This window comes from Enterococcus sp. AZ167 (assembly GCF_051714025.1).
GTDB lineage: Bacteria > Bacillota > Bacilli > Lactobacillales > Enterococcaceae > Enterococcus_D > Enterococcus_D casseliflavus.
The window spans coordinates 1-25496 of sequence record NZ_JBIORB010000005.1; the positions used below are offsets into that span (position 1 = coordinate 1).

Genomic DNA, 25496 nt, shown 5'->3' on the forward strand with positions numbered 1-25496 from the left:
GTTTCTTAATTTTCTACATTGCGTACATAGTCATCAAAGTATTTTACCAAATCCGCTTTGACTTGTTGATAGTCTTCTTCGGAATAGGCTTTGTCTTCTAGTTTTGCTTCGAAAAACGGCATGGCCAATTCTTCTCGTAAACGATCCAACACTTGTTCTTGGTTCATAACGTCACCTTTTTCACATTTGATTTGATTTCATCATAACAAATGAAATGAGGCTGTCAATGCTTCGTAAGTGTCTTTCATTTTTTCTAAACGATTTTTTAAAGAAACAAAATCATCGTCATCATGAAAAAGGACTTGTTTTAATTCAAAATAATAGATCTCAAAAGCATCAAAGAAAGCAATGACTTCCGCTGTTTGCAGCTCTTTGGCAGTATCGCAGCGAATATAGGCTTTTTCAGCGATCGCATACGTTTCTGCAGTCGTTAATAGGACCAATGATTCATTGTATTTGCGGCTCGTCACTAGTTCAAAGGTTGATTGACATTTATTGTAGATATTAGAAAAATCTTTGAGCACAAGTTCCTTTGGTATTTTATCAAACATGGGGGAATCCTCCAAAACTTTATTTTTTGAATAAGACGCAGACACATTCCGGTGCGTAGATGTCTTTTTCTAAGACAGTCAATTTGCCAGTGGCTTCATCGCGTTTGTATAACGTTAGGTTATCAGAATTTTGGTTGGCACAAACGAGATAATCGTTTGTCGGGTCCAAATCGAAGTCGCGAGGGAAGTCGCCTTCAGTCGAGATTGATTGAACAAAAGTCAGGCCAGCGCCTTCATCGGTTACTTCAAAAACAGCGATTGAATTATGGCCGCGATTTGAGCTGTAAACAAAACGGCCATCGTTCGAGATACGTACCGCAGCGCCACTGTTGAAATCCGTAAAGTCTGCAGGGATCGTTGGCACCTTTTGGATATTCTCAAAACTGCCATCTGCTTCATTGTAGCGTAAAACAGTCAATGAGCTGTCTAATTCGCCCACTAAGTAAGCGTATTGGTTAGTTGGATGGAAGACCAAGTGACGTGGGCCAGTTCCGTCTTCTGCCACGTAAACGGCAACTTCTGTCAGTTTGCCATCTTCTGAAATATCATAAGTATAGACACGGTCCGTTCCAAGGTCACAAACTGCTAAACGTTGGTCTGGTGTTAAGTCAGTATAGTGGACATGAGGTTTGTCTTGGTTTTCATGAGAGCCGACGGGTTCATCATGGTAGATGCTGTCCGTTGCTTCGATGCTGCCATCCTCTAGAATTTTATAAACATTCACTTCACCTTTATGGTAGTTGGCACCATATAAAAGCTGACGGGTTTCATCAACTGCTACATAGCAAAGTGGTGCGCCTTCTTCCGTTGCGGTATTCAGCAAGGTAAAGTCTGGGGTATAAGCAGCTGCGCCGCCGTTGCCATCTACTTCTGTGACGCTGTAAACTGCTTCTTTTTTACTGCGGGCAAGATAAGTCGGACTTTTTTCTTCCGCGCATAAGGTCAAATCGGTCAGTGTTCCTTTTTCCGTATCTAAAGCGATCGAATAGATCCCTTTACTTTCGCGACGAGTGTACGTACCTAAATAAATCGTTTGCAACATAAAAAAACCTCCTAATAGTTTCATTCCTATTTAATTCTACCATAGAATGCGGTTTTGGGCGGGTAGAAAAACTCTTTATGTTATAATAAACAAGAAGATAGAAAGGGGAGTTTGTCATATGAAAAAAGGGACGATCAAAGAAATCGGTCCACAAGCGATCGATTCGCAAGAAAGAATGATCATCTTTTTTGGGGAAGAAGCGACCGACACACTGCGAGAATATTCAGTCATTCAAACGATTCCTGATTCGCAAGCGTTAGTCGTCACAAAAGGGGACCAGATCACTTTTGGTGATCAGACCTATCAAGTCCAATATGTAGGGACGGTCGTAAACCAAATCCTGCAAACGATCCAGCATGTGACCTTTGTCTTTGACGAAGTGCCGGCTGAAGATCAGCTTTCAAGTGCGATTTATTTAACGCCAACTGTTCTGCCGAAACTAGAAGTCGGCATGCAGGTGACGTACGACTAGGAGGCAAAGAATGTCATGAAAGAAACGCAGAAAAAGCCGCATTCCTGGTTTTGGAAATGGTTTTTAAACAATCAAGCAGTGACCAGCTTGCTGGTCATTTTATTGATTCTCTTGATTTTGCTGCTCTTTACGAAAGTGTCGTATTTGTTTGAACCCGTCTGGCAATTTTTAGCCATCGTCGGATTGCCAATCATTTTGGCGGGGATCTTGTATTACTTGATGAACCCCACCGTCGACTACTTAGAACGCAAGGGAATCAAACGAATCTACAGTATTTTTGGTCTCTTTATTTTAGTGGTTGGTCTGATCGTCTGGGGTGTGGTGGTGATCATCCCTAAGATCCAAGAGCAATCCATGAGCTTTGCGGATAATTTGCCAGGCTACTTGACGATCATCGAGAATAAGGTGAATGAGATTCTCTCTGATCCAATCTTCTCGCAAGTCCAAGAGCAGATCGAAGCCTCCAATGAGAAGCTGATTTCTTCTTTGACGGATATCGTCCAAAACCTTTCCCGCAGCACGATTCAAAATCTAGGCAGTTTCTTCGGCGCCGTTGCAACGATCGTTTTAGCGGTCATTACCATGCCATTTATTTTGTTCTACCTACTGAAAGATGGCCGTAAACTAGCCCCTTATTTTGTTAAATTTCTGCCAACCAAAATGCGCCAGCCATCACTGGTCGTCTTAAAAGAGATGAACGATCAAGTATCCTCCTATATTCGGGGACAACTGACGGTGGCGTTTGCGGTCGCAGTGATGTTTATGATCGGGTTTAGTATCATTGGCTTAGATTATGCCATCACACTGGGGATTGCAGCGGGATTTCTAAATTTAATCCCTTATTTAGGATCTTTTTTGGCCATGATCCCTGCGGTCTTTTTAGGAATCGTCGGTGGACCCGTGTTACTGATCCAAGTGCTGATCGTCTTTGTCATTGAGCAGACCATTGAAGGCCGCTTGATTTCGCCATTAGTTCTAGGAAACGAGTTGTCGATTCATCCTGTCACGATCCTGTTAGTCCTCTTGACTTCAGGAAAACTGTTTGGCCTTGTTGGGGTCATTTTAGGGATTCCTGTGTATGCGGCAGCTAAAGTGGTCATTACCCATGTGTTTGAATGGTATACGCGGGTTTCCTCCTTGTATGAAGAGGAAGAACCGATCCCCGAAGCGCCACCAGAGAACACCCCAGAAGTGTAGCAGCTTCGAGTGTAAAAGAGCCCATACGTATTATCTACGGTACAGCCTTTTTCTGTGGGCTGTACCTTTTTTATGCGGATAAAAGAGCCAGCAATCATTGGAAAGTAACGGAAGATTTACACCCTATGAACGATGATTTGTGAGAAAGCGACAGCTCTTTATTCAATAGAAAGAGCGAGGGATAGTGGCTTGGATCCAATTGACTTCGAAGGAACAAAAGAATATAATCGATTTATATAAAGAGTTTATATAACGAAACTTGTGCTTAAGGAGGGCAATGAATGCCGAAACAACGAATAACAAAGGAAATGGTGGTTGATGCCGCCTTTGAGATTGCTCGAAAAGGCGGTATGGAGCACGTGATCGTCAAGAACATTGCCGAGAAGTTAGGCTGTTCAGTCCAGCCCATTTATAGTTACTGCACCAATATGGAGGGCCTGCGAACAGAGGTAGAGCAGAAAGCACGGCAATTTTTACAAGCGTATCTAGAAGCCCATAGCGACCCCCAGGATCTGTTTCGCAGTACCGGACACGCGTATTTGCAATTGGCGAAAGAAGAACCCCATATTTTGAGTATTTTTGTCTTACAAAAAAGAGCGAATGTTTCGTCATTAGAAGATCTGTATCAGTTGGAGACGAATCCTCAAGTAGCCCAAAGGATTGCCGCCGATTTGACTATCAGTATAGAAACCGCCAAACAGCTACACATGCATATGCTCATTTACACGATCGGAATCGGTACGATTTTCTCAGTAACGACACCTGGTATTCCACTAGATGAAATCTATGCACAACAGGAAAAAGCGTACGAAACGTTTTTAGAACAAGCAATAGCTGGCACAAAACCATAAGGTGCAGTCCTAACTGCAGAGAGGAGTTCCCCCATGAAAAACGGCATTATTGTTTATCAATCGAAATACGGCGCTGTCAAAAAGTATGTCCACTGGCTTCAAGATGCAACAGGTTTTTCCAGCCTAGAAACCCCAAAAGCGAAAATAGCTGAAGTAATGGATTATGACACAATTATCTTCTGTGGGGGAATCTATGCATCGGGTATTGCTGGACTGTCCTTTTTAAAAAAAGAATACCAACCAGCTAAAAGACAAAGAGATACTTATCTTTTGTGCGGGAGCCTCTGCTCCTGAAGAAGATGTTGTGAAAAAACTCAAAGAACAGAATCTCACGGGTCCGCTAAAAGACATCCCCCTTTTTTACGGCAGAGGACAATGGCAGGAAAGCAAAATGAATTTCTTTGATCGAAACTTAGTGAAAATGTTAAGAAAAGCTGCGGCTAAGAAAGCGCCTCACACCTATGATCCGCAGATGAAGGCGCTCATGGAAGCCAACGGACAAGATTGTGATTGGACAGATAAAAAGTACTTGGGTCCGTTGGTGGATTATTTGGAGCAGGGACTGTTTCAATAGTAAAGGCCAATTGCAGCTCAGCTGATTTTTCTTTTGTAGTAGTATAGGGGAGAGAATCATCATTGGGAAGCTGGCTCTTTTTCCCATTCACATCCTTCCAGAAAAGTTATAACGAATCGATCGACAACTACATGAGAATTGTTGGCTTTACTGGGATGATCGTTTGAATAGGCAATTAACCACCATACACAGGACCGGCTTTTCTGATTAGTACTTATTAAGAAATCTCTCAAAATGAAAACGTTCTTATAATCAGGTGTTATGATAGAAAGGAACCTTCATAAAAGGGAACAAATTATTAATTGTACTGAGAGAAACGAAGATGAATGAAGCACACAATGAATTCGTAGATTATAAAAAAGCAACCGCTCTTTTTGCAACAATGGGCTGGCAAATGCCAGACCACCAACCCCAAATCGTTCTCAGGCCATCACTTGATGCGGATTTTCGTTTTGAGAAGCAACAGATCATTGTCTCAACTCCTGAGAAGGTCTATCCTGCTACAACGAAATATTGGCGAGATTTCTTTACTGATCAATTGCGAGAAGGCTCATATGCGGCGGCTATCCCCGAACGTTGCTTAATGATCGATATTGGTCGCAAATTTTACTCCTTGATGGATTTAAAAGCTGTCGTTCGTAGTATGGCTTGTTTCCAGTTTACCCATCTACAGCTACACTTTTCCGAGAATGAAGGATTTCGCATTGAATCAGAGCAATTTCCAGAAATCGTTTCGGAGGAGTATTTGACCAAACAAGAGATCCGCGAATTGATCGCATATGCCCACGAACATCGCATTGCCATCATTCCGGACTTTGATTCTCCCGGTCATCTGCGGCAAGTGTTGGCTCAAAAGCCCGAGTGGCAATTACCGACAGCCGATGGCACGCGTGATGATCGAGCACTGAACATTTTGGATTCAGAAGCGGTAGCTTTTATTCAGGAAGTTTATCGGGAATATGCGCAACTGTTTGAAGACAGCACCTATTTTCATATTGGTGCCGATGAGTTTATTGATTTTGATCATTTAGAAAACTTTCCGCAAATGATCGAAGCAGCCCGTGAGCGCTATGGAGAAAAAGCCAGTGGAATCGAAGTCTTTATTGATTACGTCAATGAGCTGGCGGCCTTTGTTGAAAGTCTCGGCTTTGTTGTGCGGGTCTGGAATGATGGGTTTTACCGCTTGAATCGCCAAGAGCAGACAACGTTGACGGAGAATTGCCAAATCTCCTATTGGACCCGTTGGAACCAGAATATGGCGCCGGCAGATGTCTTTTTTGAAAAAGGCTATACCATGATCAATCACAATGATAATTTTTTCTATTATGTCTTAGGAGAAGCGGCAGGCTATACTTATCCAACCTACGAAAAAATCAGCAATGAATTCCAGTTGACGACGTTTGCCAATGGACAACAAGTTGCACAGGAACAGCTTGCCCAAACACAGGCGATCGCTTTATCCGTCTGGGCGGATGTACCTGAGGCTCAGACTAGTCGTGAAGTGATCCAAGCGATTTTTTGGCTCCAAGCGGCCATCGCACAAAAGGTGTATCAAGAAAAAGACCGCCCAAAAGCTGCGTATCAAAAACTATTTGATTCGTGGGTAGTCTCGTATTTGGAGGAGGAGCAATGAGGAAAGTAGTCGCGAGCAAGGAGAAAACAGGAGCGGATTCTATCTAGCGAGACGGAGTAAGAATGAATGCAACGTCCAGTTCATTCTACAATGGGGATCATTGCTTAGCATAAAAAAATAGAGGCTGATGACATTCAGCCTCTTGTCTTTGATTGGTAAAAAACGTTTCATCAATGGGTAGAGTCATCGCTTTAATAAAGAGTAGGAGGCTATAGCTCCCTAACATTTTACAAATACTTCTCACGAAAATCAGCGATGGCTTGGCGTGACGCATAGATATTTCGTGCCAGCTTTTCATTTTTACTTAAAAAGACATAGAAAAGGACATCGACCGCTAATAGGTGGGCGATGATTGAATTGGTAGCGGCACTCCGCTGGTTGGCTTCTTTGGAACGGGACACTTGCAGGGGAACATCCGCCAACTTCGTCAACGGATTGCTGCCAAAGCGGGTGAGTGACAGGATCGGAACGCCAAGATTTTTAGCGATTTCGGCTAAGTGAACCATCTCAGGCGTGTGTCCACTGTTGGAAATGACCCAGACCAGACTTTTTTTCTCGTTTTTGACAAGTTGCGGCAACAAGAGATTGTAGTCATTTTCAAACACGACGATCTTGCCTAAACGAGTCCATTTTTGTTGGATATCTTGTGCGATCAATGAGGAAGCACCGATTCCGCAGACAAAAATGCGTTCACGAGTCGCGATCAGTTCAGCGGCAGCCAACATCAGCTGTTCTTCTAATAATTGGGCCGTCTCATTCATGGTCACCTGGGCATTGTGGCTCAATTTTGAGGTGATGGCATGAAAGGGCTCGTTTAATTCAACATCGGCATAGCCTAAATGCTCATTGGCATTGTGGCGCAAGCCGGATTCGGCAGATAATTGTATTTTTAAATCTGTCAAACTAGCAAAGCCGGTTTTTTTCGCAAAACGTACAACGGTTGGTGCACTGATCCCAGTGGCTTCTGCTAATTGACTCGCAGTCATCGACGGCACTTTTTCAGGATTGGCCTCCATGAATGCGAAGAGTTTCTTCTCAGAAAGCGATAATTCATTTTTCATGCTCTCGATTCGGGAAAGAACGCTCATCCTTACACTTCCTTTAGATAGAGTAGTATCCTAAGTATAACATAAGTTTTGGAGGAGCTCTCAAAAGAAACGAAAAGAATAGGTAGATAAACTTGCTTTTTTACTTAGAATCAAGTAAAGTAATTACGTGTGAAAAGCACAGTACCTGTTACTTGGTTTAACGAATCACCAACGTTTTACTCAGTCGCAGGGGAAAAAGAAAAAGAGGTGAAAAACATGGCAATTTCAAAAGAACGCAAAAACGAAATCATCAACAAATTTGCACGTCATGAAGGAGATACTGGTTCTCCAGAAGTTCAAATCGCTGTTTTAACAGAAGAAATCAACCATTTGAACGAACATGCACGTATGCACAAAAAAGACCACCATTCATACCGTGGGTTGATGAAAAAAGTTGGACATCGTCGTAACTTATTAGCTTACCTACGTCAAAAAGACGTACAACGTTACCGCGAATTAATCCAAGCTTTAGGATTACGTCGTTAATCAAACAAAGAAAAGTGAGGTTCAACCCGAATCTCACTTTTTTGCTATGAATTACTGCGACTGAGCGGCGCAAGCCGCACAGAGCAGATGATGAATAGTACTAGGCGAGAGCAGCGAGCGTAGTGACCAAGCAGCGGAATCACTGCGACTGCATTGTCGGCTAAAACAGCTGATGCAGTCTGACAGGTAAGCTCGAGCCATCTAAAAAGTGAAACACCAAAATAGCGGCCTTTTGACTGGTGAATCAAAAAGCGCAGCCAAAAAGAATTTTGGGTCCTTGTAAGCAGCATCCTACTAACCAAATGAAAGCAGCGGAACGCCATTCCGATTTTTTCATTTGTTTAGTAGTGACTTGCTGGGATCCGATGAAAAGGAGCAGAACATGACAGAAAAACAAGTATTCAAAACAACTTGGGGCGGCCGCCCATTAGAAGTAGAAGTTGGCCAATTAGCCAAGCAAGCAAACGGAGCTGTATTGGTTCGTTATGGCGACACGGTTGTCCTAAGTGCAGCGGTTGCATCTAAGGAAGCAAAAGATACCGACTTTTTCCCATTAACGATCAATTACGAAGAAAAAATGTATGCCGTAGGGAAAGTACCTGGTGGCTTTATCAAACGTGAAGGACGTCCAAGTACGGAAGCAACCTTGACTGCCCGCTTGATCGACCGTCCGATCCGTCCAATGTTTGCGGAAGGCTTCCGTAATGAAGTACAAGTTACAAACATCGTAATGAGCGTTGAACAAGATTGTACGCCTGCAATGGCAGCAATGTTAGGTTCTTCTTTAGCGTTATCTATTTCAGATATCCCGTTTGACGGACCGATCGCTGGTGTCGATGTCGGTCGGGTCAATGGCGAATATGTCTTGAATCCAACAGTAGAACAAGCAGAACAAACCGATATCGAATTGACAGTAGCTGGAACGAAAAAAGCCATCAACATGGTTGAATCAGGAGCGAAAGAAGTTTCTGAAGAAGACATGTTAGGTGCGTTATTATTCGGCTTTGATGCTATCAAAGAATTGGTTGCCTTCCAAGAAGAAGTTGTCGCAGCTGTGGGCAAACCAAAAATGGAAGTCAAATTGTTACAAGTAGATGCTGACTTGAAAAAAGAAATTTTCGACGGCTACTACCAAACAATGAAAACTGCTGTTATGACGGAAGAAAAATTGGCTCGTGAAGACGAGATCGATAAAGTCAAAGACACAGTGAAAGAAGTGTATGCAGAAAAATTTGCTGGACATGAAGAGGAAGCACAATTCTTGAAAGAAGTGAAACAAATCGCAGAAGATCTTGAAAAAGATGTGGTTCGCGAATTGATCACCATCGACAAGATTCGTCCGGATGGCCGTCAATTAGACGAAATCCGTCCATTGGCATCAGAAGTTGGCTTATTGCCACGTGTTCATGGTTCTGGTCTATTTACTCGGGGACAAACCCAAGCGTTGTCTGCGTGTACGTTAGCACCTTTAGGTGAACACCAAATCATTGATGGATTAGGGGTTGAAGAATCAAAACGATTCATCCACCATTACAACTTCCCTCAATTTTCTGTTGGTTCGACTGGTCGTGCTGGCTCACCAGGACGTCGTGAAATCGGTCATGGTGCATTAGGCGAACGTGCCTTAGCACAAGTGATTCCTGATGAAACAGACTTCCCTTACACAATCCGTCTTGTTGCAGAAGTATTAGAATCAAATGGTTCTTCTTCTCAAGCAAGTATTTGTGCAGGAACCTTAGCATTGATGGATGCAGGGGTACCAATCAAAGCACCAGTTGCAGGTATCGCAATGGGACTTGTATCTGATGGTAAAAACTACACGATCTTAACGGATATCCAAGGCTTAGAAGATCACCTTGGCGATATGGACTTTAAAGTTGCTGGAACCAAAGATGGGATCACTGCGTTACAAATGGATATCAAGATCCAAGGAATCACTGAACAAATCTTGACAGAAGCATTAGATCAAGCGAAAAAAGCACGGATGGAAATCTTAAATGAATTGACATCAACATTGGCTGCTCCTCGTGAAGAGTTAAGCCAATACGCACCGAAGATCGAAATGATCCAAATCGATCCTGCGAAGATCAAAGATGTAATCGGTAAAGGCGGCGACACCATCAATGGCATCATTGATGAAACTGGCGTGAAAATCGATATCGATCAAGACGGAAAAGTTTCGATTGCTTCTGCTGATGCAGAAATGATCCAAAAAGCCATCAAGATCATTGAAGAATTGACGAAAGAAGTAAAAGTTGGCGAAGTGTACCTTGGGAAAGTTGTCCGTATTGAAAAATTTGGTGCGTTTGTCAAGTTGATCAAAGGCAAAGACGGCTTAGTTCATATTTCACAACTTGCGAACGAACGGGTCAACAAAGTGGAAGACGTTGTCAAAGAAGGCGACGAAATCTTAGTGAAGGTTACAGAAATCGACAAACAAGGTCGTGTGAACCTTTCAAGAAAAGCACTATTGAACGAAGACAAAGCAGAGAAAAAATAAGCTGCTACTTCTAAATCATAAGCAAAGTCTAGGAAACTGGACTTTGCTTTTTTTGTGTCTAAGTAGCAGCTCTTCAAGAGGGTCTTACTTGACAGGAGTTATTTTTTGCGTTACCGCGAAAAATAAGAGATAATTCAGAATATTGTCTTTGCTATGCAAGCAATAATTCTAAGATGTCAAACGCATCTTATTTAGGATAAGGAGTACGATATGAAACAAACATTTCCAACCGATTTTTTGTGGGGAGCATCGATTTCCGCGCACCAAACCGAAGGGGCGTATCAAACCGACGGTAAGGGACTGAGTGTCCAAGATACTCGTCCAAGAGACAACCATGAGATCGCAGATTTTACAGTGGCTGTCGACCATTACCACAAGTACAAAGAGGATATCGCCTTGTTAGCAGAAATGGGGATCAAAATTTTCCGCTTTTCGATCGCTTGGTCGCGAATTTTTCCAGAAGGGCGCGGTACTATTAATCAAAAAGGCTTGGATCATTACAGCGATGTCATTGATGAATTGCTGAAACACGGGATTCAGCCCTTTGTGACGCTGAACCATTTTGACTTGCCGCAAGCATTGGAAGAAGAAGGCGGCTGGACAAAACGCAGCACCGTTGAGGCATTTGCCGCATATGCCAAAACGCTGTTTACAGCCTATGGGGATCGAGTGACGCATTGGCTGACGATCAATGAACCAAATATCATGCTGCTGGTGGATCAAAAAATATTAGGGAAAAAGATTCCATTATCAGAAAAATACCAGCAATTTCATCACCTGATGATCGCTGAAAAATATGCCTTCGAAGCGTGTCATGAAATCGTTCCAAATGGCAAAATCGGACCGGTGCCGAATATTTCGTTGGTCTATGCGGCGACTAGTCGACCAGAAGACAACCAAGCAGCGTTGTACTTCAACAGTGTCCGGAACTGGGCTTACCTTGATTTTGCCTGCTTCGGTCGTTACAACACGGTCTTTCAAGATTATTTGAACCAAAACGGGCTCACGATTGACTTTGGTCCGGAGGATGAGGCGTTGATGAAACGGGCGCTGCCTGACTTTGTCGCGATGAACTTCTACACCACAGTGACAGTGGAGCAGCCGACGGAAGCCGGGGATATGAAAAACGGTATCAGCGATCAGCAAAGTGAAGACATTATGGAGCGTGGTTTTTACAAAGGGTTCACCAATACGTTCTTGAAGAAAAATGCCTTCAATTGGACCATCGATCCCTTGGGGCTGAAAACGACGTTGCAGACTCTTTATGATCGTTACTACTTGCCGATCATCATTACCGAAAACGGCTTAGGGGCAGAAGATCATCTAGAAGCAGATGGCACGGTTCATGATCCGTACCGTATCGATTATTTGTCGCAGCATATCAGCCAATGCTTAGCCGCGATCAATGCTGGGGTGGATCTGATCGGATACAGTCCGTGGTCTGCCATTGATTTGATCAGTGTACATGAGGGGATTCGAAAACGGTATGGCTTCATTTACGTGGATCGCAATGATGCACAGGAAAAAGAACAAAAACGAGTGAGAAAAGACAGCTTTTATTGGTATCAAAAGCTGATTGAAGAAGGGGCGATCCCTTCGTTGGAGGAGTAACGATGACAAGTGTTTTTACCTTTTTAGAAACGCGTTTGATGCCGCCTTTGAATAAGTTGGCGAATTTACGCTTTATTCGCGCAATCATGCAAGCAGGGATCATTACGGTCCCTTTTACGATCGTCGGATCGATCTTTTTGATCATCAATAATTTACCGCAGATCATTCCACCACTGGCTGGCTTTTTCGAACAAACGATTTTACGATTTTCACCGCTTTATAGTGTCGTGACCACGATGTCTGTCGGCTCGATTGCTGTTTTTTATTGTTTAGCAACAGGGTATTATTTAACTGAGATTTATCATAAAGAAGATCATTTGACTATGAGCAGTTTTGTAGGGGCGTTATTAAGCTTGTTTGCCTTTTTAATGACGATCGTCCAAGTCGATATCACAGATGGTGCAGCTCAATTGCTGCAGTCAGAAAGCGAAACTGCCATTGTTTACAATGGAATCGCCATAGGCGGTTGGATCACACGCTTTAGCGGGGTAGGCATCTTTATTGGGATCATCACCGCAGTGCTTGCTACGGCGGTCTATCGTTTTTGTGTAAGAAGAAAGATCACCATCCAGATGCCTGAAGGAGTTCCCGATGGAGTCAGCAAGGCATTTGCGTCATTGATCCCAGCGATTTTGATCGCCTTTTTGATGGTGGCGATCAACGGGGTACTGGCGGTTTTCCACACGGATCTTCACGGATTGCTGTCCAAACCATTTGAATTCGTGAAAGAGTTGACGGGTTCTTGGTTAGGAATCATCGTGATTATGCTCCTTATCCATCTCTTATGGGCAGTGGGGGTTCATGGGACGGCTGTTATTAAAAATAGTTTCATCAATCCCATCCTGTTGGTGGCTCTAACAGAAAATATCGATGGTGCCAATAATATTTTTGCTGGGGATTTCGTGAACATGTATATTTTTATGGGCGGCGCAGGAAGTACGCTTGGATTGGTTTTATTGATGCTGTTTGTGGCAAAATCACAACAGCTCAAAGTCTTAGGAAAAGCAGCGATCTTACCAGGGCTTTTTAATATCAATGAACCAGTGATCTTCGGGGCACCGATCGTCTACAATCCGTATTTGATCATCCCCTTTATCATAACCCCTTTGATCAACGTCACGATTGCTTACTTTGCTAGCTCATTTGGCTTTGTCGATAAAGTCATTACTGGGATTCCTTGGATCTCGCCAGTCGGAATTGGGGCGTTTTTAGGAACCGGTGGTGATTTCCGAGCCATCCTGATCGCTTTGATCAACTTAGGGGTTTCCATTCTCTGCTATTATCCATTCTTTAAGATGTACGATGGCAAACTCTACACGGAACAACTTGCCAATCACGCATAAATAGGAAAAACAGCAAAACGCCCGTTGATGGACTTCTAGTGAAGTGCCAACAACGGGCGTTTTTCTAATGCAAGTAGTGATCACGTATGCAAAGACTGTTGATACAAGACGCAATCATCACAATCTTTGCGAGTTGGTTTGGCTTGCTGGGGTGTTTCTTTGTGTAATGGCAAAAGCATACGCAACCCGTTTAAGATAACTAAGATCGTGCTTCCTTCATGACCCACGACCCCTAGAGGCAGCGTGAGAAATTCAAGGAAGTTTGAAGCGATCAGCAACAAGATGACGCTGATAGAAAAGACGATGTTTTGTTTGATGATCCGCTGTAATTTTTTAGCCAAACGGTGACTGTCGACCAAGCGCAGCAAATCATTTTTCATCAAGACGATGTCCGCCACATCCATTGCGACGTCGGTTCCTTCGCCCATCGCGATCCCCACACTTGCGGTCGCTAAGGCGGGGGCATCATTGATCCCATCACCGACCATCGCATTGATTTTGTAGGTTTCTTTCATTTCTTTGATCCGAGTGGTTTTCTCATCAGGCAGGCAATCACTTTCGTAGTCAGACAAGCCGATTTCTGCTGCGATCACTTTAGCAGTACCTAAATGATCACCCGTCAGCATCGTCGTGTGAATCCCCTGCTCATTGAAGTAGGCAAGACTCTCACGAGCTTCAGGACGGGGCTGATCCAATAGCGCTAAATACCCTGCTAACACACGGTCACGATTGATATAAATCAAGGTTTTTCCAGCTGCTTTCAATTCGTGGATGCGGGTTTGCTCACTGGCAGTAACAGAGGTTAGATCGACTTCTTTTCCAATCGTCCAATGGGCAGCTTGGTAAGTGGCGGCTAGACCGACCCCCGCTTGTTCTTCCACGGCTAATTCCAACGGCTTTTCATCATGAAAATACGCCAAGATCGCTTCAGCCAATGGGTGATTTGATTGTTTTTCCATCCCGACGATCAGTTGGGGAATAAAGGGTTCATCCAGCAACAGATGGACATCAGTGACAGCAGGTTTGCCGCGAGTCAGCGTTCCGGTTTTGTCAAAAGCGATCGCTTTTACATTGGCAAAGGCATCTAAGGCTTGTCCGCCTTTGCATAAAACGCCCAAACGAGCAGCGTGAGAAATAGCTGCTAAGGTCGCAGGAGTAGCAGAGGCGACTAAGGCACAAGGAGATGCCACCACCAGTAAAACCATACCGCGATAAAAGCTTTCTTGGAATCCCCAATTCGTGAAAAACGTACACAAAACGATCATTAGCGGGACGGCGATCAGGACGATCGGCACATAGATCCGTTCGATTTTCTCTATCAAGGTCGCCGTTTGACTTGGCATTTGCTGTGCTTCTTCCACCAATTGAATGATTTTTGCAAAGCGGGTGTTTTCACTCGTTTGAGTAACTTCAATGTACAATGGCTGCCCGAGGTTGATGGTTCCGCCAAAGACTTCACTGCCTAAACGTTTCTCGACAGGAATGGATTCGCCACTGATGGCCGCCTCATCAACGCTGCTGTTTCCTTGGATCACGATACCGTCGATCGGGATCGCACTGCCTTTTGCCACCATAATCGTATCTTTTAACTGAAGGGCTTCTACTGGTACTTCGACGAGCTCGCCACTTTCAATCATTTTTAAGGCAGTCGTTGGTTGCAGTGCCATTAATGAACTGATTTCTCGCGTACTTTTGTTGGTCGTATATTCCTCAAGGGCACCGCTCAAACAAAAGATAAAGGTCAGCATCGCCCCTTCAAACCAATGACCAATGATACAGGCACCGATGGCGGCTAATGCCATCAATAGATCGACGTTCAACCGTTTGTCGTGCACCAATTCTTGCGTGCCTTCCCAGGTTTGTTTCCAACCACCAGCAAGAATCGCTAACAGATAAGGGACAAAGCTATAAGGAATGGAAAAAGATGCCATAAGAAAGCCAGTTGCCATCAAAAGCAAACAAGCGATCGTTGAAAAAACAGCCGACGATTCTGATTTACTCATAAGAAACGCCTCCTTTTGAATGTAGTCTAGGAATGAAAAACCGATCCTTTTCTCAAGAAATAATCGATTGTTCCTCCCTCAACTTGAGCATAGCACATTCGAAAACAAGATGGTAAAAAAACAACGTACCTGATAATGAAAGTGATTATCAAGTAGCGATTAAATAACGTTACTATCCAAATGATAAATGGAAACTTACTATTATAGAAAAAAGAACACAAAAAAAAGCAGTACAATAAAAAACGAATTGTACTGCTTTTACTTATTTGATGTGGTAGTCAGCGATTGGATCGCTTAACGCAAACTATACTTTGCTAAGGGAATCTGACGTGCTTCACACCACTCTTTGACAGCACCAGAAAAAATCAGCTGAACCTTGGTAAGGTCTTTGGTGCTTGTCTGTCCTGCCATTGTGTAGAGCAGCTGCAGCTGTTCCTTCCATGATTGTAAGGTGGCGATGGTTTCTTCTTTGCCTTTTGACAAAAGCAGCACGAGGATCGTGGCGGATAGTCCTACGCTATCGGCACCAAGGCAAAGTGCTTTGAAGATATCGTAAGCATCCCGAACCCCGCCTGAAGCGATGCGGGTAAAGGGCTGTTGGATCTCATTTGCTTCCAGCAAGGAAATCACGGTGGATTGACCAAAGGTGTCTAAATACGCCAATTCACGTTTTTTTCGACGAGCATTTTCGATTTGAGTAAAACTTGTGCCGCCGCTGCCAGCAACATCAATCGTTTGTACGCCGATCGCCAGTAACTGCTGGATCGTTTCACGGGACATCCCAAAGCCGACCTCTTTTACGACAACCGGAACGGCAACAGAAGCCATCGTTTTTTCCAATAAGGACAGCCATTGGCTGAATTGACGATCGCCTTCTGGCATCACTAATTCTTGCGGTGCATTCAGATGGATCTGCAAGGCATCGGCATCAAAGAGCTCCACTGCCCGCTGTGCATTTTCAACGGGACTGCCCGCGCCAATATTGGCTAATAAGAAGCCGTCAGGATTGGCTTTACGGACGATACGGAAAGAATCGGCGACACTTGGGTCTTTTAAGGCAGCCGAAACGGAGCCGGTTGCCATCATCAACTCACAGGCTTGTGCGATCTCTGCTAACTCTTGATTGATTTTTAAGGTTTTTTCACTGCCGCCGGTCATGGCATTAATGAAAAAAGGGCTGGAAAATGAGCGGTCAAAGACAGTCGTCGCAATTGACACATCAGCCACGTCAATTTGTGGAAACGACTGGTGAACCAAGCGAACTGCATCAAAATCGTTGCTGTGTTCTTTATGGAACGCTTTTGCTAAGGAAACATGTTCATCTTTTCGATTCATGATAGGTCCTCCCGGTAATGGTAAACATGCAGCGGCAAGGGGGTGATCTCGGCTTTTTCCCACGCACTCATCAATGGTAAAATACCGGTTTTTTGGTCAACGATCACGATGCCGCAATCGCCGCCGCCGGCACCGGAAGATTTGGCTGCACCACAATAATTTTCTGCTAGATCACAGAGCTTTTTAAGTGCTGGAGTTTCAATCGGCACACCAGTCAGTGCGGACAACTCCCGCAGGAGCTTTCGATTTTCCGTGATCATTTTTTTGATCGTGCGACTGTCTTCATTTAAGAAGCCGTCGATCAATCGATTGACGCAGTCTTTGCTGGCTGCTAAAAAGGCCGCATAGGCGTTTTCTTTTTCTTCTTTGGATTGATAGACTTGATCCACTAAATCAGAGGTGGAGGCAGGAGAGCCTGTCCAGCCAATCAGCAGTCGAAGAGATTTCGGAACCGTCAAGGGACGGATCGATAATCCTGGCCAATCGAAAGCGATCAATTCTGTTAAGGTATGGTCTTTTTGTTTGGTTAAGACCCAGTCGTGATCGAAGGTTGAAAAAGCGATCCAGCCGCCATAGCAAGAGGCCGCAATATCACCGCACGACCCATTGCCTTGAACAGCGAGATGGGCAAGAGCCGCAATTTTGAATTGGGTCAACCGATCCATTTCCATTTGATAGTACAGATTCAATGCTTTGACCGTGGCAACAGTCACGGCACCGCTGGAACCGAGGCCATATTTGCGACCATTCGAGTTATCCAGTTCACTGGTCACTTTTAAATCGTAAAAGGAAAGGGGAATGCCTTTTTCTTGGGCATATTTTTCCGTCAGACGAATGGCTGCCAAAATATAGTGGAACGGGTTATCCCGGTGGTCTAAGACTAATTCGCCTTTGCGACGGGTCCAGCGAATCGGCAGGTCGCTGTATTGGGCAGACTGGATGCTGCCATTTTTACGGGCCTCTTCAACAGTGACCGTGATAAATTGGTCAACGGCAACGATGATTGCAGGATGACCTGGTTCGACAACGGCGTATTCACCAGCAATAAATAGTTTTCCAGGAACGGATAGTTCAATCATTTCGACACTCCTAATCGATGGCTTCTTAATGGCTTCTTAGTTGATGGGGGAAGATTCTTCCACCGGTAAAAAGGCTAATCCTTTGCCCGCATGAGCAGTTACTAATTGTTCTGAGGCAAAGTGAGCACTTAATTCACGTAAAATCGTTTGTTCTTCTTGTTTTTGGCATAAAACTTTGACATTGGGACCAGCATCCATCGTGAAATAGCAAGCCAATCCTTTTTTTCGCAGCATTCGGACACATTCCATAGCTCGTAAAGATTCAGAAGACCAATAAGTAAAAGGTGGTTCGGCGGCTAAGGTCGTTCCATGCATTTTCAAGGCGTTGGCCTCGGTCGTTTCACCTAAAGCAGTAAAGTCTTTTTTGGCAATCGCTTGTTTCATTTTCACGAGATCGCTCGCAGTGGCAGAAAGCCAGCCTGGATAAAAGCTCGATGTTTCAACGGTTCGGCGCATGCCCTCACGACTGGAGACTTCTTTGGCTTGTGCGTTGATCAAAATAAAGATCATACTCAATTCTTCTTCCCAGCCATTCGACGGCACTTGGGTGGCAAAAGAAGTCTCATCGGTGCCTTGATGCCATTCAGCAAAGCCGCCGTAGATACTCCGACAAGCCGAACCAGAACCGCGACGGGCCAAACGGGATAACGCTTGCTCCGACAAGTTTAAGTCCAGTGCTTCACTACAGGCACCCGCCAATGCCGCTAATCCGCTGGCAGAAGAGGCAAGTCCAGCAGCGGTTGGGACGAAGTTTTGACTTTCCACCGTGGCATACCACGGGCAGTCCGCTTTTTTTCGTACCAGATCCAAAAAGTCCGCAACTTTTTTGGTGGCAGCGTCTGTTTGCACCACACCATCCAATGTAAAGCGATCCTGTGTAAAATCGGGTGAAAAAGCCACCGTTGTTTCTGTGTAAAAAGCATCGAGGGTCAGGGACAAACTATTGTTCATCGGTAAAATGAAGGTTTCGTCTTGTTTTCCCCAATACTTGATCAATGCGATATTCGTGTAGGCACGAGCCTTTCCCTTATACATGTTCATAAACTCCTAATCCTTGTATCCATGCCGCACGAGCGCCATCGGACAATAAAATACGGCTGATGTTCTCAGCCTGTTCCTTCGTTTTGGTTAGTGCGATCATACAGCCGCCTCGGCCCCCGCCGGTCAGCTTCGCCCCATAAGCCCCGTGTGCCAATGCTGAGGAAACCAACTGATCCAGTTGCTGATTGCTGACCCCTAACTGCTGCAGTGCCTGATGGGCATTGTTCATGCTTTCGCCTAATATTTCTAATTGATTGGCTATAATTGCCTCTTTGGCTCTTTTGGTTTCGATCCCTAAACGCTGGATCGCTTGACTGGCCAGCTGCTTGCTGGTTTCAAAAAGATGGGCGACACTTTTGACAGCTTCTCTCGTTTGCCCTTTGATGCCAGTATCAGCGACGAGCAAATAACCGTCGATCGTGAGGGGAAACGAAGTGATGGGATGCCCTTTGATAAAGTAAATGGCATCCGTCCCACTAGCTGCTGCAGCATCGATCCCGCTAGGATTGCCGTGAGCGATTTTTTCAGAAAAGTTGACATAGGTCATCAATTCTTCTTTTGTAAAATCTTTTTTGATCCAATCAAAAAAAGCGCGAGTCAGTGCAACAGCGACCGCCGCGCTAGAACCCATTCCCCGTTCAGAAGGGATGGTGCTGACGATGGAGGTTGCAAAAGGACCCGTGTGGAAATCTTGTTGCAGACGATGCAGCAAGTCTTTGACATTTTTTAAGTGGCTGGGGACTTCTTCAAGCAGACCGTGATAGTAACTTGAAATCAAGGTGTTTTTTTCATTTGCTGTGATCTCGACTTGTACTTTTGCTCCCGCAAAAGGGAAAGCAATTGCTGGTTCACCGTAAACAACTGAATGTTCACCCATTAAGATGATTTTTCCTGTAGCTATGCCAGTACCAATTGACATTATTTTCCTCATTTCTCTAGGGAGCTTACCCCACATGATTCATTTATCGTTTGTCAGTCAATTGTAACTATCTCCTGACAAAAACACAATTTAATTAAAGATCCTTTCCTATTTTACTAGAAGAAGGCTCTTTCGTTAAGCATTCCGTATGAGATTTCAAAAAAAAGCAAAAATCTTTAAACTTTTATTGAAAAACTTCTTGATTTGTGCTTCAAAAGTTTCAGTTGACGGCACAAGATATAGTATTGTATAGTTGATATCGCAAATGCAACATACAATATTTAGTGATGAGTGAGTTGGGGGATATGAGCGTGATCGTATTAGCAGGAACGATTGGTGCCGGTAAATCAAGTTTGACCGCATTGATCGCCAATCATTTTGGCAGTCAAGCCTTTTATGAATCGATCGATGACAATGAAGTGTTACCATTATTTTATGCAGATCCAAATAAATATGCGTTTTTACTGCAAATCTATTTCTTAAATAAACGATTTGAAAGTATCAAGCAAGCTATGAAAGACGACAATAACGTCTTGGACCGTTCCATTTATGAGGATTCACTGTTGTTCCATTTAAATGCGGACCTTGGGCGAGCAACCGATACCGAAGTCAAAGTCTATGATGAATTGTTAGCCAATATGTTGGAAGAGCTGCCGTATGCAGCCCACAAAAAGCATCCAGATCTTTTGGTGCATATTCGCGTTTCTTTTGAAACGATGTTGGAGCGTATTGAAAAACGCGGACGGGAATACGAACAATTGACCTTTGATCCTTCGTTATACGACTACTACAAAGAGTTGAACAAACGCTACGATCAATGGTACGAAGAGTACAATGAGAGTCCAAAGATCCAGATCGATGGCGATCAATTCAATTTTGTCGAAGACCCGCAAGCGGCACAGGCCGTTTTAACAATGGTGGAAGATGCTTTGAAAGACGCCCGCAAATAGCAATGGCCGATACAGCCAGAAAAGTCCTTTGATTGGGCTTCTGGCTGTTTTCTTTTATAATAGAAGAAAGCAAGAGTGGAGGATGGACTGTGGAAAACAAACATGTCTTTTATGATGGAAACTATGAATGGATTCAAGTCGACCAGCAAGACGCAAAAAGCGTGATGGCACTACAAAAACAATATCATCTGTCGGATGAGATGCTTACGTATTCTCTAGATAAAAACGAACGCGCACGAGTCGAATACGATGCCGAAGAAGAGGCATTGCTGCTGGTTTTCAACGTACCTCAGCAAGAAAAGCGAGACAATCATTTTGAGACCAGCCCAATGACGTTTATTTTAAAAAAGAAGCAGATCTTTACTTTTGCCTCCCATGATACCCGTTATGTGATTCCGATGATGGAGCGCTTGATCCTGCAAAAGCCGCAGCAAACACCGCTTCACTTTTTGTTTCAAAGCTTATTCTTGATTTCAGGCACGTTTTTTCCGCTAGTCGAAGAAGTCAATAGTGACCGGATTCGCTTGAATCAGCGACTACGGGAAAAAACCACCAATAAAAACCTGCTGCAAATGTCCGATTTGGAAGTTGGTTTAGTCTTTTTAGTGTCTGCCACGAAACAAAATGCGGTCCTCTTGGAGCAGATCAAAGCGTTATCCATTTATCGCTTGATGGATGATGACGAGCGGGAACAGCTGGATGATGCCTTGATCGAAGCCAAACAGGCAGTGGAAATGACGTTGCTGGCTTTTCAAATTTTAGAGCAACTATCTGGAACCTATAATAATCTGTTAAACAATAACTTGAATGATACCATGAAGTTTTTGACCGTTTGGTCCCTCTTATTGACTGTGCCTTCCATCGTCACCAGTTTCTTTGGCATGAACGTTCCGCTGCCTTTTACCAATAGTATTTTCGGTTGGGGGATTGCCTTATTGATCAGTTTAGTGTTATCCGTTTGGATGTTGATTGCTTTATGGCGCAGAATTCGTTAATCGATCACCAAACCTAGACCGGCGGCGATAACCAAGGCTTGTTCTTGATCGACCGTTAGCCCCCGCAATTGTTCAAAGGACAACGCGATCTTTTGAAATTGATTGGTCCGAAAATCTAAAGTTGCTAATTTTGTGTGAAACCAGTTGCTATTGTTCAACTGGTTTTCTTGTAACGTCAAGTGTTTCCAATCCATTTCATAAAACTCACTGTCGTTTAGTTGGCACTGACGAAACAGCATTGTCCGTAAATTGGTTTTGCTAAAAGAAGCAAAGTTCGCCACGCAATCTTCAAAGGTGCAGTCACGGAAATAGCTTTCCGCAAAATTGGTGCCAGTCAATTTACATTGTTTAAAGTGAACCCGATGAAAGCTGGCGCCAAAACATTCCAGATTAGAAAAATCGCAATTTTCAAAGAGAACGTTTTGGCATTCCCACTGACTCAAGCGTGTTTTTTGCATCGTCACTTTCTTGAAATGACATTGCTTCAAGATGAGATTTTTGCAAGCATCATAGCTATAGTCACCGCCTTCGAAGAAAGCACCTTCGAAAAGCAGTTCTTCTTCTAAATAAAAATCCTGTGGCTCTAATGCCGACAATAAGGGCGGTAGTGGCAATACGATTTTTTTCTTCATCAAGATCCCATCCTATCTGTTTTTTCTCTTCAGTATAACACGGCGAATCGCTGCCGCAACAGGTGCGAAAAAGCGGTAGAACATTGTGAATTTTATTCAATCGGTTTGCAGAATGCTTTTATAACAAGGAAAATCCTTAGGTTTAAATACATGATTTTTCACAATCTTTTTACTTGCAAGACGAAAATAATTTTGATATAGAAACTCAACCCGCTGAAAGTGACGTATATCAACGAAAAACTGTCATAAATTTTTAAAATCGCGAAAAAGTTGATAGTTTTCAAATTCACAAGCAAGCTATAATGACAATGTAAACAAAAGGAGGAAATTTTCCATGACAAAAACAGTTATTATCGGTGCAAACCACGCGGGGATTGCTGCTGCCAATACACTATTAGATAACTACAAAGACCAAGAGGTCGTAATGATCGACCGTAATACAAACTTAAGCTACCTAGGTTGTGGGACTGCTTTATGGGTTGGACGTCAAATCGATTCATACGAAGGCTTGTTCTATACAAAACGTGAAGATTTTGAAGCAAAAGGTGCAAAAATCCATATGGAAACAGTGGTTGACCATATCGATTTTGAGAAAAAAGAAGTGCACGCTGTAACCAATGACGGTGAAACGATCGTTGAATCTTATGATAAAGTTGTCATCGCAACTGGTTCTGTACCGATTTCACCAAAAGTACCTGGACGTGACTTGAAAAACATCCATTTCTTGAAAAAATTCCAAGACGGACAAACGGTTGATAAAGAGTTAGCATCAGAAGACGTGAAAAACGTTGCCGTTATCGGTGCTGGTTACATCGGTGTTGAAATTGCTGAAGCAGCAAAACGTCGTGGCAAAAATGTGTTGCTTTTTGATGCAGCAACACGGGCATTGCCAAACTACTACGACAAATGGTTTACAGAAGATATGGACAAAAACTTAGCTGACAATGGCATTGAATTGCATTTCGGTGAATTAGCACGTGAATACAAAGGAACAGAGAAAGTAGAAGCAGTTGTAACAGACAACGGCGAATACCCAGTTGATCTAGTGATCAACGCGATCGGTTTTTTACCAAACAACGAGCTAGGCAAAGATCATTTGGAATTGTTTGCTAACGGCGCGTACTTAGTGGACCGCCATCAACGGACAAGCGATGCAGATGTTTACGCAGTCGGTGACTGTGCAACGGTGTACTCAAATGCTTTGCAACAAACAACGTATATCGCATTAGCAACGAATGCCGTACGTTCAGGGATCGTCGCTGCCCATAATATCGGCGGAACGTCTCTAGAATCAACAGGTGTTCAAGGATCAAACGGGATTTCGATCTTCGGCTACAACATGGTTTCAACTGGCTTGTCAGTCGAAGCTGCCGAACGTAATGGCATGAAAGTGAAATACTCTGATTACGAAGATACCCAAAAACCAGGCTTCATGAAAGAAAATGCGACAGTTAAGATCCGCATCGTCTATGAAGAAGAAACACGCCGCATCGTTGGTGCACAAATGGCGTCACGTACATCTGAAATCGCAATGGGCATCCACATGTTCTCACTAGCGATCGAAGAAGGCGTAACGATCGACAAGATGAAGCTATTAGATATCTTCTTCTTGCCTCACTTCAACCAACCATACAACTACATCACGATGGCTGCATTGAAAGCAGAATAAGAAACACGAAAGTCGGAGCGTATGCTCCGGCTTTTTTTTGAAACAATCATGAAAACTGTTGACAATAAGAGAAAAAAGCAGTATACTATAAAAGTTGAGAAATAAAAGCAGAAGCACCCGCTTCTCGCCTGAGTGAAGATATCGCTGGGCAGAATAGGATTCCTACCATTTATTTGTGTGGAGTACGTGCGGGTTCGTGAAGAACTCGTTTTTTTATTGTCTGATTTCGAATCGACAAGCTTTTCTTTCTCTCAAAAAACTCGGAGGTGAATGACCATAGCAAAGGATATGATGGTAAACGACGGCATTCGTGCACGTGAATTGCGTTTGATTGATCAAAACGGCGAACAACTTGGTGTAAAGAGTAAAGCTGAAGCATTGCAAATTGCAGAACGAGCAAACCTTGATGTGGTATTGGTGGCACCAAATGCTAAGCCGCCAGTAGCAAGAATTATGGATTACGGGAAATTCCGCTTTGAGCAACAGAAAAAAGACCGTGAAGCTCGTAAGAAACAAAAAGTAATCAACATTAAAGAGGTTCGTTTAAGTCCAACGATCGACGTCAATGATTTCAACACAAAATTGCGTAATGCACGTAAATTCCTTGAAAAAGGGGACAAAGTGAAAGCTTCGATCCGTTTCAAAGGCCGTGCCATTACCCATAAAGAAATTGGTCAGAAAGTGTTAGATCGTTTGGCGGAAGAAACTGCTGATTTGGCAACTGTTGAGCAAAAGCCAAAAATGGATGGCCGCAGTATGTTCTTAGTATTAGCACCAAAAAACGATAAATAATGACTCACTGAGTTTCAGTTTAAAGTCAGATAACGAAAGATTTTGAGGAGGAAATTAGTTATGCCAAAACAAAAAACACACCGCGGATTAGCAAAACGCGTAAAACGCACTGGCGGCGGCGGATTGAAACGCTTCCGTGCCTTTACCAGTCACCGTTTCCACGGCAAAACAAAAAAACAACGTCGTCAATTGCGTAAAGCTTCAATGGTTTCAGCTGGCGATTACAAACGTATCCGTCAACAACTAGCACGCATGAAATAATTGCGTAACCCAAGCTTCACGTATACAAACAATTATCGATTTTCATATTAGGAGGAATTATACATGGCACGTGTTAAAGGTGGAACAGTAACTCGTAAACGTCGTAAAAAAGTGCTTAAATTAGCAAAAGGTTACTACGGTTCTAAACACACTCTATTTAAAACAGCAAAAGAACAAGTAATGAATTCATACAACTACGCATACCGCGATCGTCGTCAAAAGAAACGCGACTTCCGCAAATTGTGGATCGCTCGTATCAACGCAGCGGCTCGTATGAATGGCTTAAGCTACTCAAAATTGATGCACGGCTTGAAATTAGCTGAAATCGACATCAACCGCAAAATGTTAGCTGACTTGGCTGTAAACGATGCAGCAGCATTTACTGCATTAGCTGACCAAGCAAAAGACGCTTTAAACCAATAATCAATCGTTGGCAACAACGTTAGCCCCGCTCTTTGAGCGGGGTTTTTTG

General features: G+C 43.6%; 24 protein-coding genes, 1 pseudogene and 1 other annotated feature. Of the genes and pseudogenes, 15 read left to right on the plus strand and 10 right to left on the minus strand.

Features of this window, described 5'->3' with window-relative positions; all coding sequences use genetic code 11:
- Nucleotides 1-5 precede the first annotated feature (5 nt).
- From IGJ05_RS15890 to IGJ05_RS15900, 3 genes are read right to left on the minus strand one after another with little or no spacing between them, the layout of a single operon-like run.
- The gene (locus IGJ05_RS15890) at nucleotides 6-167 is read right to left on the minus strand and encodes a hypothetical protein (RefSeq protein ID WP_010749117.1); all 162 of its coding nucleotides are present in this window, start codon (nucleotides 165-167) and stop codon (nucleotides 6-8) included.
- A gap of 33 nt (nucleotides 168-200) precedes the next feature.
- Nucleotides 201-551, minus strand: a complete 351-nt coding sequence (locus tag IGJ05_RS15895; RefSeq protein ID WP_266166924.1) for a hypothetical protein — start codon at nucleotides 549-551, stop codon at nucleotides 201-203.
- Nucleotides 552-570: 19 nt separating this feature from the next.
- Entirely contained in the window at nucleotides 571-1593 is a 1023-nt protein-coding gene (locus IGJ05_RS15900) for a lactonase family protein (protein ID WP_010749118.1), read from the minus strand.
- Nucleotides 1594-1711: 118 nt separating this feature from the next.
- On the opposite strand from IGJ05_RS15900, the gene IGJ05_RS15905 reads away from it, so the two are divergent.
- The 5 genes and pseudogenes from IGJ05_RS15905 to IGJ05_RS15925 all read left to right on the plus strand — a co-directional run bounded on the left by IGJ05_RS15905 (nucleotide 1712) and on the right by IGJ05_RS15925 (nucleotide 6320).
- Nucleotides 1712-2065, plus strand: a complete 354-nt coding sequence (locus tag IGJ05_RS15905) for a PTS glucitol/sorbitol transporter subunit IIA (protein WP_005228025.1) — start codon at nucleotides 1712-1714, stop codon at nucleotides 2063-2065.
- A 15-nt stretch (nucleotides 2066-2080) separates the two neighbouring features.
- Nucleotides 2081-3262 (plus strand): AI-2E family transporter, encoded by a 1182-nt coding sequence (locus tag IGJ05_RS15910; RefSeq protein WP_115232822.1) that lies wholly within the window; start codon nucleotides 2081-2083, stop codon nucleotides 3260-3262.
- Nucleotides 3263-3543: 281 nt separating this feature from the next.
- Entirely contained in the window at nucleotides 3544-4113 is a 570-nt protein-coding gene (locus tag IGJ05_RS15915; protein ID WP_010749120.1) for a TetR/AcrR family transcriptional regulator, read from the plus strand.
- Nucleotides 4114-4146: 33 nt separating this feature from the next.
- Nucleotides 4147-4687: pseudogene (locus IGJ05_RS15920) on the plus strand (flavodoxin domain-containing protein).
- Between the two features lie 322 nt (nucleotides 4688-5009).
- Complete coding sequence (locus IGJ05_RS15925; protein ID WP_010749122.1) at nucleotides 5010-6320, plus strand: family 20 glycosylhydrolase; 1311 nt, start codon at nucleotides 5010-5012, stop codon at nucleotides 6318-6320.
- A gap of 227 nt (nucleotides 6321-6547) precedes the next feature.
- Here IGJ05_RS15925 and IGJ05_RS15930 read toward each other — a convergent pair whose 3' ends face one another.
- Nucleotides 6548-7408: a MurR/RpiR family transcriptional regulator gene (locus IGJ05_RS15930; protein ID WP_005228070.1), complete on the minus strand. Its 861-nt coding sequence runs from the start codon at nucleotides 7406-7408 to the stop codon at nucleotides 6548-6550.
- Nucleotides 7409-7624: 216 nt separating this feature from the next.
- Between IGJ05_RS15930 and rpsO the strand changes: the two genes are divergently transcribed.
- The 4 genes from rpsO (at nucleotide 7625) to celB (ending at nucleotide 13348) form a co-directional block, all read left to right on the plus strand.
- Nucleotides 7625-7894 (plus strand): 30S ribosomal protein S15, encoded by a 270-nt coding sequence (rpsO, locus tag IGJ05_RS15935; protein ID WP_005228072.1) that lies wholly within the window; start codon nucleotides 7625-7627, stop codon nucleotides 7892-7894.
- A gap of 382 nt (nucleotides 7895-8276) precedes the next feature.
- Nucleotides 8277-10394 carry a polyribonucleotide nucleotidyltransferase gene (pnp, locus tag IGJ05_RS15940; RefSeq protein WP_266166928.1) on the plus strand — a complete coding sequence of 706 codons (2118 nt, stop codon included), beginning with the start codon at nucleotides 8277-8279 and terminating at the stop codon, nucleotides 10392-10394.
- Nucleotides 10395-10604: 210 nt separating this feature from the next.
- On the plus strand, nucleotides 10605-12005 hold the full coding sequence (locus tag IGJ05_RS15945) for a glycoside hydrolase family 1 protein (protein ID WP_010749124.1): 1401 nt from the start codon (nucleotides 10605-10607) through the stop codon (nucleotides 12003-12005).
- A gap of 2 nt (nucleotides 12006-12007) precedes the next feature.
- Nucleotides 12008-13348, plus strand: coding sequence for a PTS cellobiose transporter subunit IIC (celB, locus tag IGJ05_RS15950; protein WP_010749125.1), 1341 nt, complete (start codon nucleotides 12008-12010; stop codon nucleotides 13346-13348).
- An 80-nt stretch (nucleotides 13349-13428) separates the two neighbouring features.
- On the opposite strand, the gene IGJ05_RS15955 is transcribed toward celB, so the two are convergent.
- The 5 genes from IGJ05_RS15955 to mvk form a co-directional block, all read right to left on the minus strand.
- Nucleotides 13429-15351 (minus strand): heavy metal translocating P-type ATPase, encoded by a 1923-nt coding sequence (locus IGJ05_RS15955; protein WP_266166929.1) that lies wholly within the window; start codon nucleotides 15349-15351, stop codon nucleotides 13429-13431.
- Nucleotides 15352-15645: 294 nt separating this feature from the next.
- The gene (gene fni, locus IGJ05_RS15960) at nucleotides 15646-16686 is read right to left on the minus strand and encodes a type 2 isopentenyl-diphosphate Delta-isomerase (RefSeq protein ID WP_010749127.1); all 1041 of its coding nucleotides are present in this window, start codon (nucleotides 16684-16686) and stop codon (nucleotides 15646-15648) included.
- On the minus strand, nucleotides 16683-17765 hold the full coding sequence (locus IGJ05_RS15965) for a phosphomevalonate kinase (RefSeq protein ID WP_010749128.1): 1083 nt from the start codon (nucleotides 17763-17765) through the stop codon (nucleotides 16683-16685). The genes fni and IGJ05_RS15965 overlap by 4 nt, the downstream gene beginning before the upstream one ends.
- Nucleotides 17766-17801: 36 nt before the next feature.
- The gene (gene mvaD / locus IGJ05_RS15970) at nucleotides 17802-18800 is read right to left on the minus strand and encodes a diphosphomevalonate decarboxylase (protein WP_438725359.1); all 999 of its coding nucleotides are present in this window, start codon (nucleotides 18798-18800) and stop codon (nucleotides 17802-17804) included.
- On the minus strand, nucleotides 18793-19725 hold the full coding sequence (mvk, locus tag IGJ05_RS15975) for a mevalonate kinase (protein ID WP_010749129.1): 933 nt from the start codon (nucleotides 19723-19725) through the stop codon (nucleotides 18793-18795). The genes mvaD and mvk overlap by 8 nt, the downstream gene beginning before the upstream one ends.
- Before the next feature lie 305 nt (nucleotides 19726-20030).
- Between mvk and IGJ05_RS15980 the strand changes: the two genes are divergently transcribed.
- Both IGJ05_RS15980 and IGJ05_RS15985 read left to right on the plus strand, forming a co-directional pair.
- Complete coding sequence (locus IGJ05_RS15980) at nucleotides 20031-20675, plus strand: deoxynucleoside kinase (RefSeq protein WP_010749130.1); 645 nt, start codon at nucleotides 20031-20033, stop codon at nucleotides 20673-20675.
- 89 nt (nucleotides 20676-20764) lie between these two features.
- On the plus strand, nucleotides 20765-21670 hold the full coding sequence (locus tag IGJ05_RS15985; RefSeq protein WP_010749131.1) for a magnesium transporter CorA family protein: 906 nt from the start codon (nucleotides 20765-20767) through the stop codon (nucleotides 21668-21670).
- Here IGJ05_RS15985 and IGJ05_RS15990 read toward each other — a convergent pair.
- Complete coding sequence (locus IGJ05_RS15990) at nucleotides 21667-22302, minus strand: pentapeptide repeat-containing protein (RefSeq protein ID WP_438725361.1); 636 nt, start codon at nucleotides 22300-22302, stop codon at nucleotides 21667-21669. The genes IGJ05_RS15985 and IGJ05_RS15990 overlap by 4 nt on opposite strands.
- Nucleotides 22303-22636: 334 nt before the next feature.
- On the opposite strand from IGJ05_RS15990, the gene nox reads away from it, so the two are divergent.
- From nox to rplT, 4 genes are all read left to right on the plus strand, one after another.
- Nucleotides 22637-23971: a H2O-forming NADH oxidase gene (gene nox, locus IGJ05_RS15995; protein WP_005228102.1), complete on the plus strand. Its 1335-nt coding sequence runs from the start codon at nucleotides 22637-22639 to the stop codon at nucleotides 23969-23971.
- Nucleotides 23972-24070: 99 nt separating this feature from the next.
- Nucleotides 24071-24194, plus strand: a sequence feature (ribosomal protein L20 leader region).
- 47 nt (nucleotides 24195-24241) lie between these two features.
- On the plus strand, nucleotides 24242-24763 hold the full coding sequence (gene infC, locus IGJ05_RS16000) for a translation initiation factor IF-3 (protein WP_005228103.1): 522 nt from the start codon (nucleotides 24242-24244) through the stop codon (nucleotides 24761-24763).
- 60 nt (nucleotides 24764-24823) lie between these two features.
- Complete coding sequence (gene rpmI, locus IGJ05_RS16005) at nucleotides 24824-25024, plus strand: 50S ribosomal protein L35 (protein ID WP_003128650.1); 201 nt, start codon at nucleotides 24824-24826, stop codon at nucleotides 25022-25024.
- 63 nt (nucleotides 25025-25087) lie between these two features.
- Complete coding sequence (gene rplT, locus IGJ05_RS16010) at nucleotides 25088-25447, plus strand: 50S ribosomal protein L20 (protein WP_143112441.1); 360 nt, start codon at nucleotides 25088-25090, stop codon at nucleotides 25445-25447.
- The last annotated feature ends 49 nt before the right edge of the window (nucleotides 25448-25496 follow it).

Bases quoted from the DNA above. Each gene is read 5' to 3' on its own strand.
- IGJ05_RS15895 (WP_266166924.1), bottom strand. From the start codon at position 551: ATGTTTGATAAAATACCAAAGGAACTTGTGCTCAAAGATTTTTCTAAT.
- IGJ05_RS15930 (WP_005228070.1), bottom strand. From the start codon at position 7,408: ATGAGCGTTCTTTCCCGAATCGAGAGCATGAAAAATGAATTATCGCTT.
- IGJ05_RS15965 (WP_010749128.1), bottom strand. From the start codon at position 17,765: ATGATTGAACTATCCGTTCCTGGAAAACTATTTATTGCTGGTGAATAC.
- IGJ05_RS15945 (WP_010749124.1), top strand. From the start codon at position 10,605: ATGAAACAAACATTTCCAACCGATTTTTTGTGGGGAGCATCGATTTCC.
- rpsO (WP_005228072.1), top strand. From the start codon at position 7,625: ATGGCAATTTCAAAAGAACGCAAAAACGAAATCATCAACAAATTTGCA.
- mvk (WP_010749129.1), bottom strand. From the start codon at position 19,725: ATGTCAATTGGTACTGGCATAGCTACAGGAAAAATCATCTTAATGGGT.
- celB (WP_010749125.1), top strand. From the start codon at position 12,008: ATGACAAGTGTTTTTACCTTTTTAGAAACGCGTTTGATGCCGCCTTTG.
- IGJ05_RS15905 (WP_005228025.1), top strand. From the start codon at position 1,712: ATGAAAAAAGGGACGATCAAAGAAATCGGTCCACAAGCGATCGATTCG.
- infC (WP_005228103.1), top strand. From the start codon at position 24,242: ATGACCATAGCAAAGGATATGATGGTAAACGACGGCATTCGTGCACGT.
- IGJ05_RS15990 (WP_438725361.1), bottom strand. From the start codon at position 22,302: ATGAAGAAAAAAATCGTATTGCCACTACCGCCCTTATTGTCGGCATTA.
- IGJ05_RS15900 (WP_010749118.1), bottom strand. From the start codon at position 1,593: ATGTTGCAAACGATTTATTTAGGTACGTACACTCGTCGCGAAAGTAAA.
- rplT (WP_143112441.1), top strand. From the start codon at position 25,088: ATGGCACGTGTTAAAGGTGGAACAGTAACTCGTAAACGTCGTAAAAAA.
- IGJ05_RS15915 (WP_010749120.1), top strand. From the start codon at position 3,544: ATGCCGAAACAACGAATAACAAAGGAAATGGTGGTTGATGCCGCCTTT.
- pnp (WP_266166928.1), top strand. From the start codon at position 8,277: ATGACAGAAAAACAAGTATTCAAAACAACTTGGGGCGGCCGCCCATTA.
- rpmI (WP_003128650.1), top strand. From the start codon at position 24,824: ATGCCAAAACAAAAAACACACCGCGGATTAGCAAAACGCGTAAAACGC.
- IGJ05_RS15925 (WP_010749122.1), top strand. From the start codon at position 5,010: ATGAATGAAGCACACAATGAATTCGTAGATTATAAAAAAGCAACCGCT.
- fni (WP_010749127.1), bottom strand. From the start codon at position 16,686: ATGAATCGAAAAGATGAACATGTTTCCTTAGCAAAAGCGTTCCATAAA.
- mvaD (WP_438725359.1), bottom strand. From the start codon at position 18,800: ATGTATAAGGGAAAGGCTCGTGCCTACACGAATATCGCATTGATCAAG.
- IGJ05_RS15980 (WP_010749130.1), top strand. From the start codon at position 20,031: ATGAGCGTGATCGTATTAGCAGGAACGATTGGTGCCGGTAAATCAAGT.
- IGJ05_RS15955 (WP_266166929.1), bottom strand. From the start codon at position 15,351: ATGAGTAAATCAGAATCGTCGGCTGTTTTTTCAACGATCGCTTGTTTG.
- IGJ05_RS15890 (WP_010749117.1), bottom strand. From the start codon at position 167: ATGAACCAAGAACAAGTGTTGGATCGTTTACGAGAAGAATTGGCCATG.
- nox (WP_005228102.1), top strand. From the start codon at position 22,637: ATGACAAAAACAGTTATTATCGGTGCAAACCACGCGGGGATTGCTGCT.
- IGJ05_RS15910 (WP_115232822.1), top strand. From the start codon at position 2,081: ATGAAAGAAACGCAGAAAAAGCCGCATTCCTGGTTTTGGAAATGGTTT.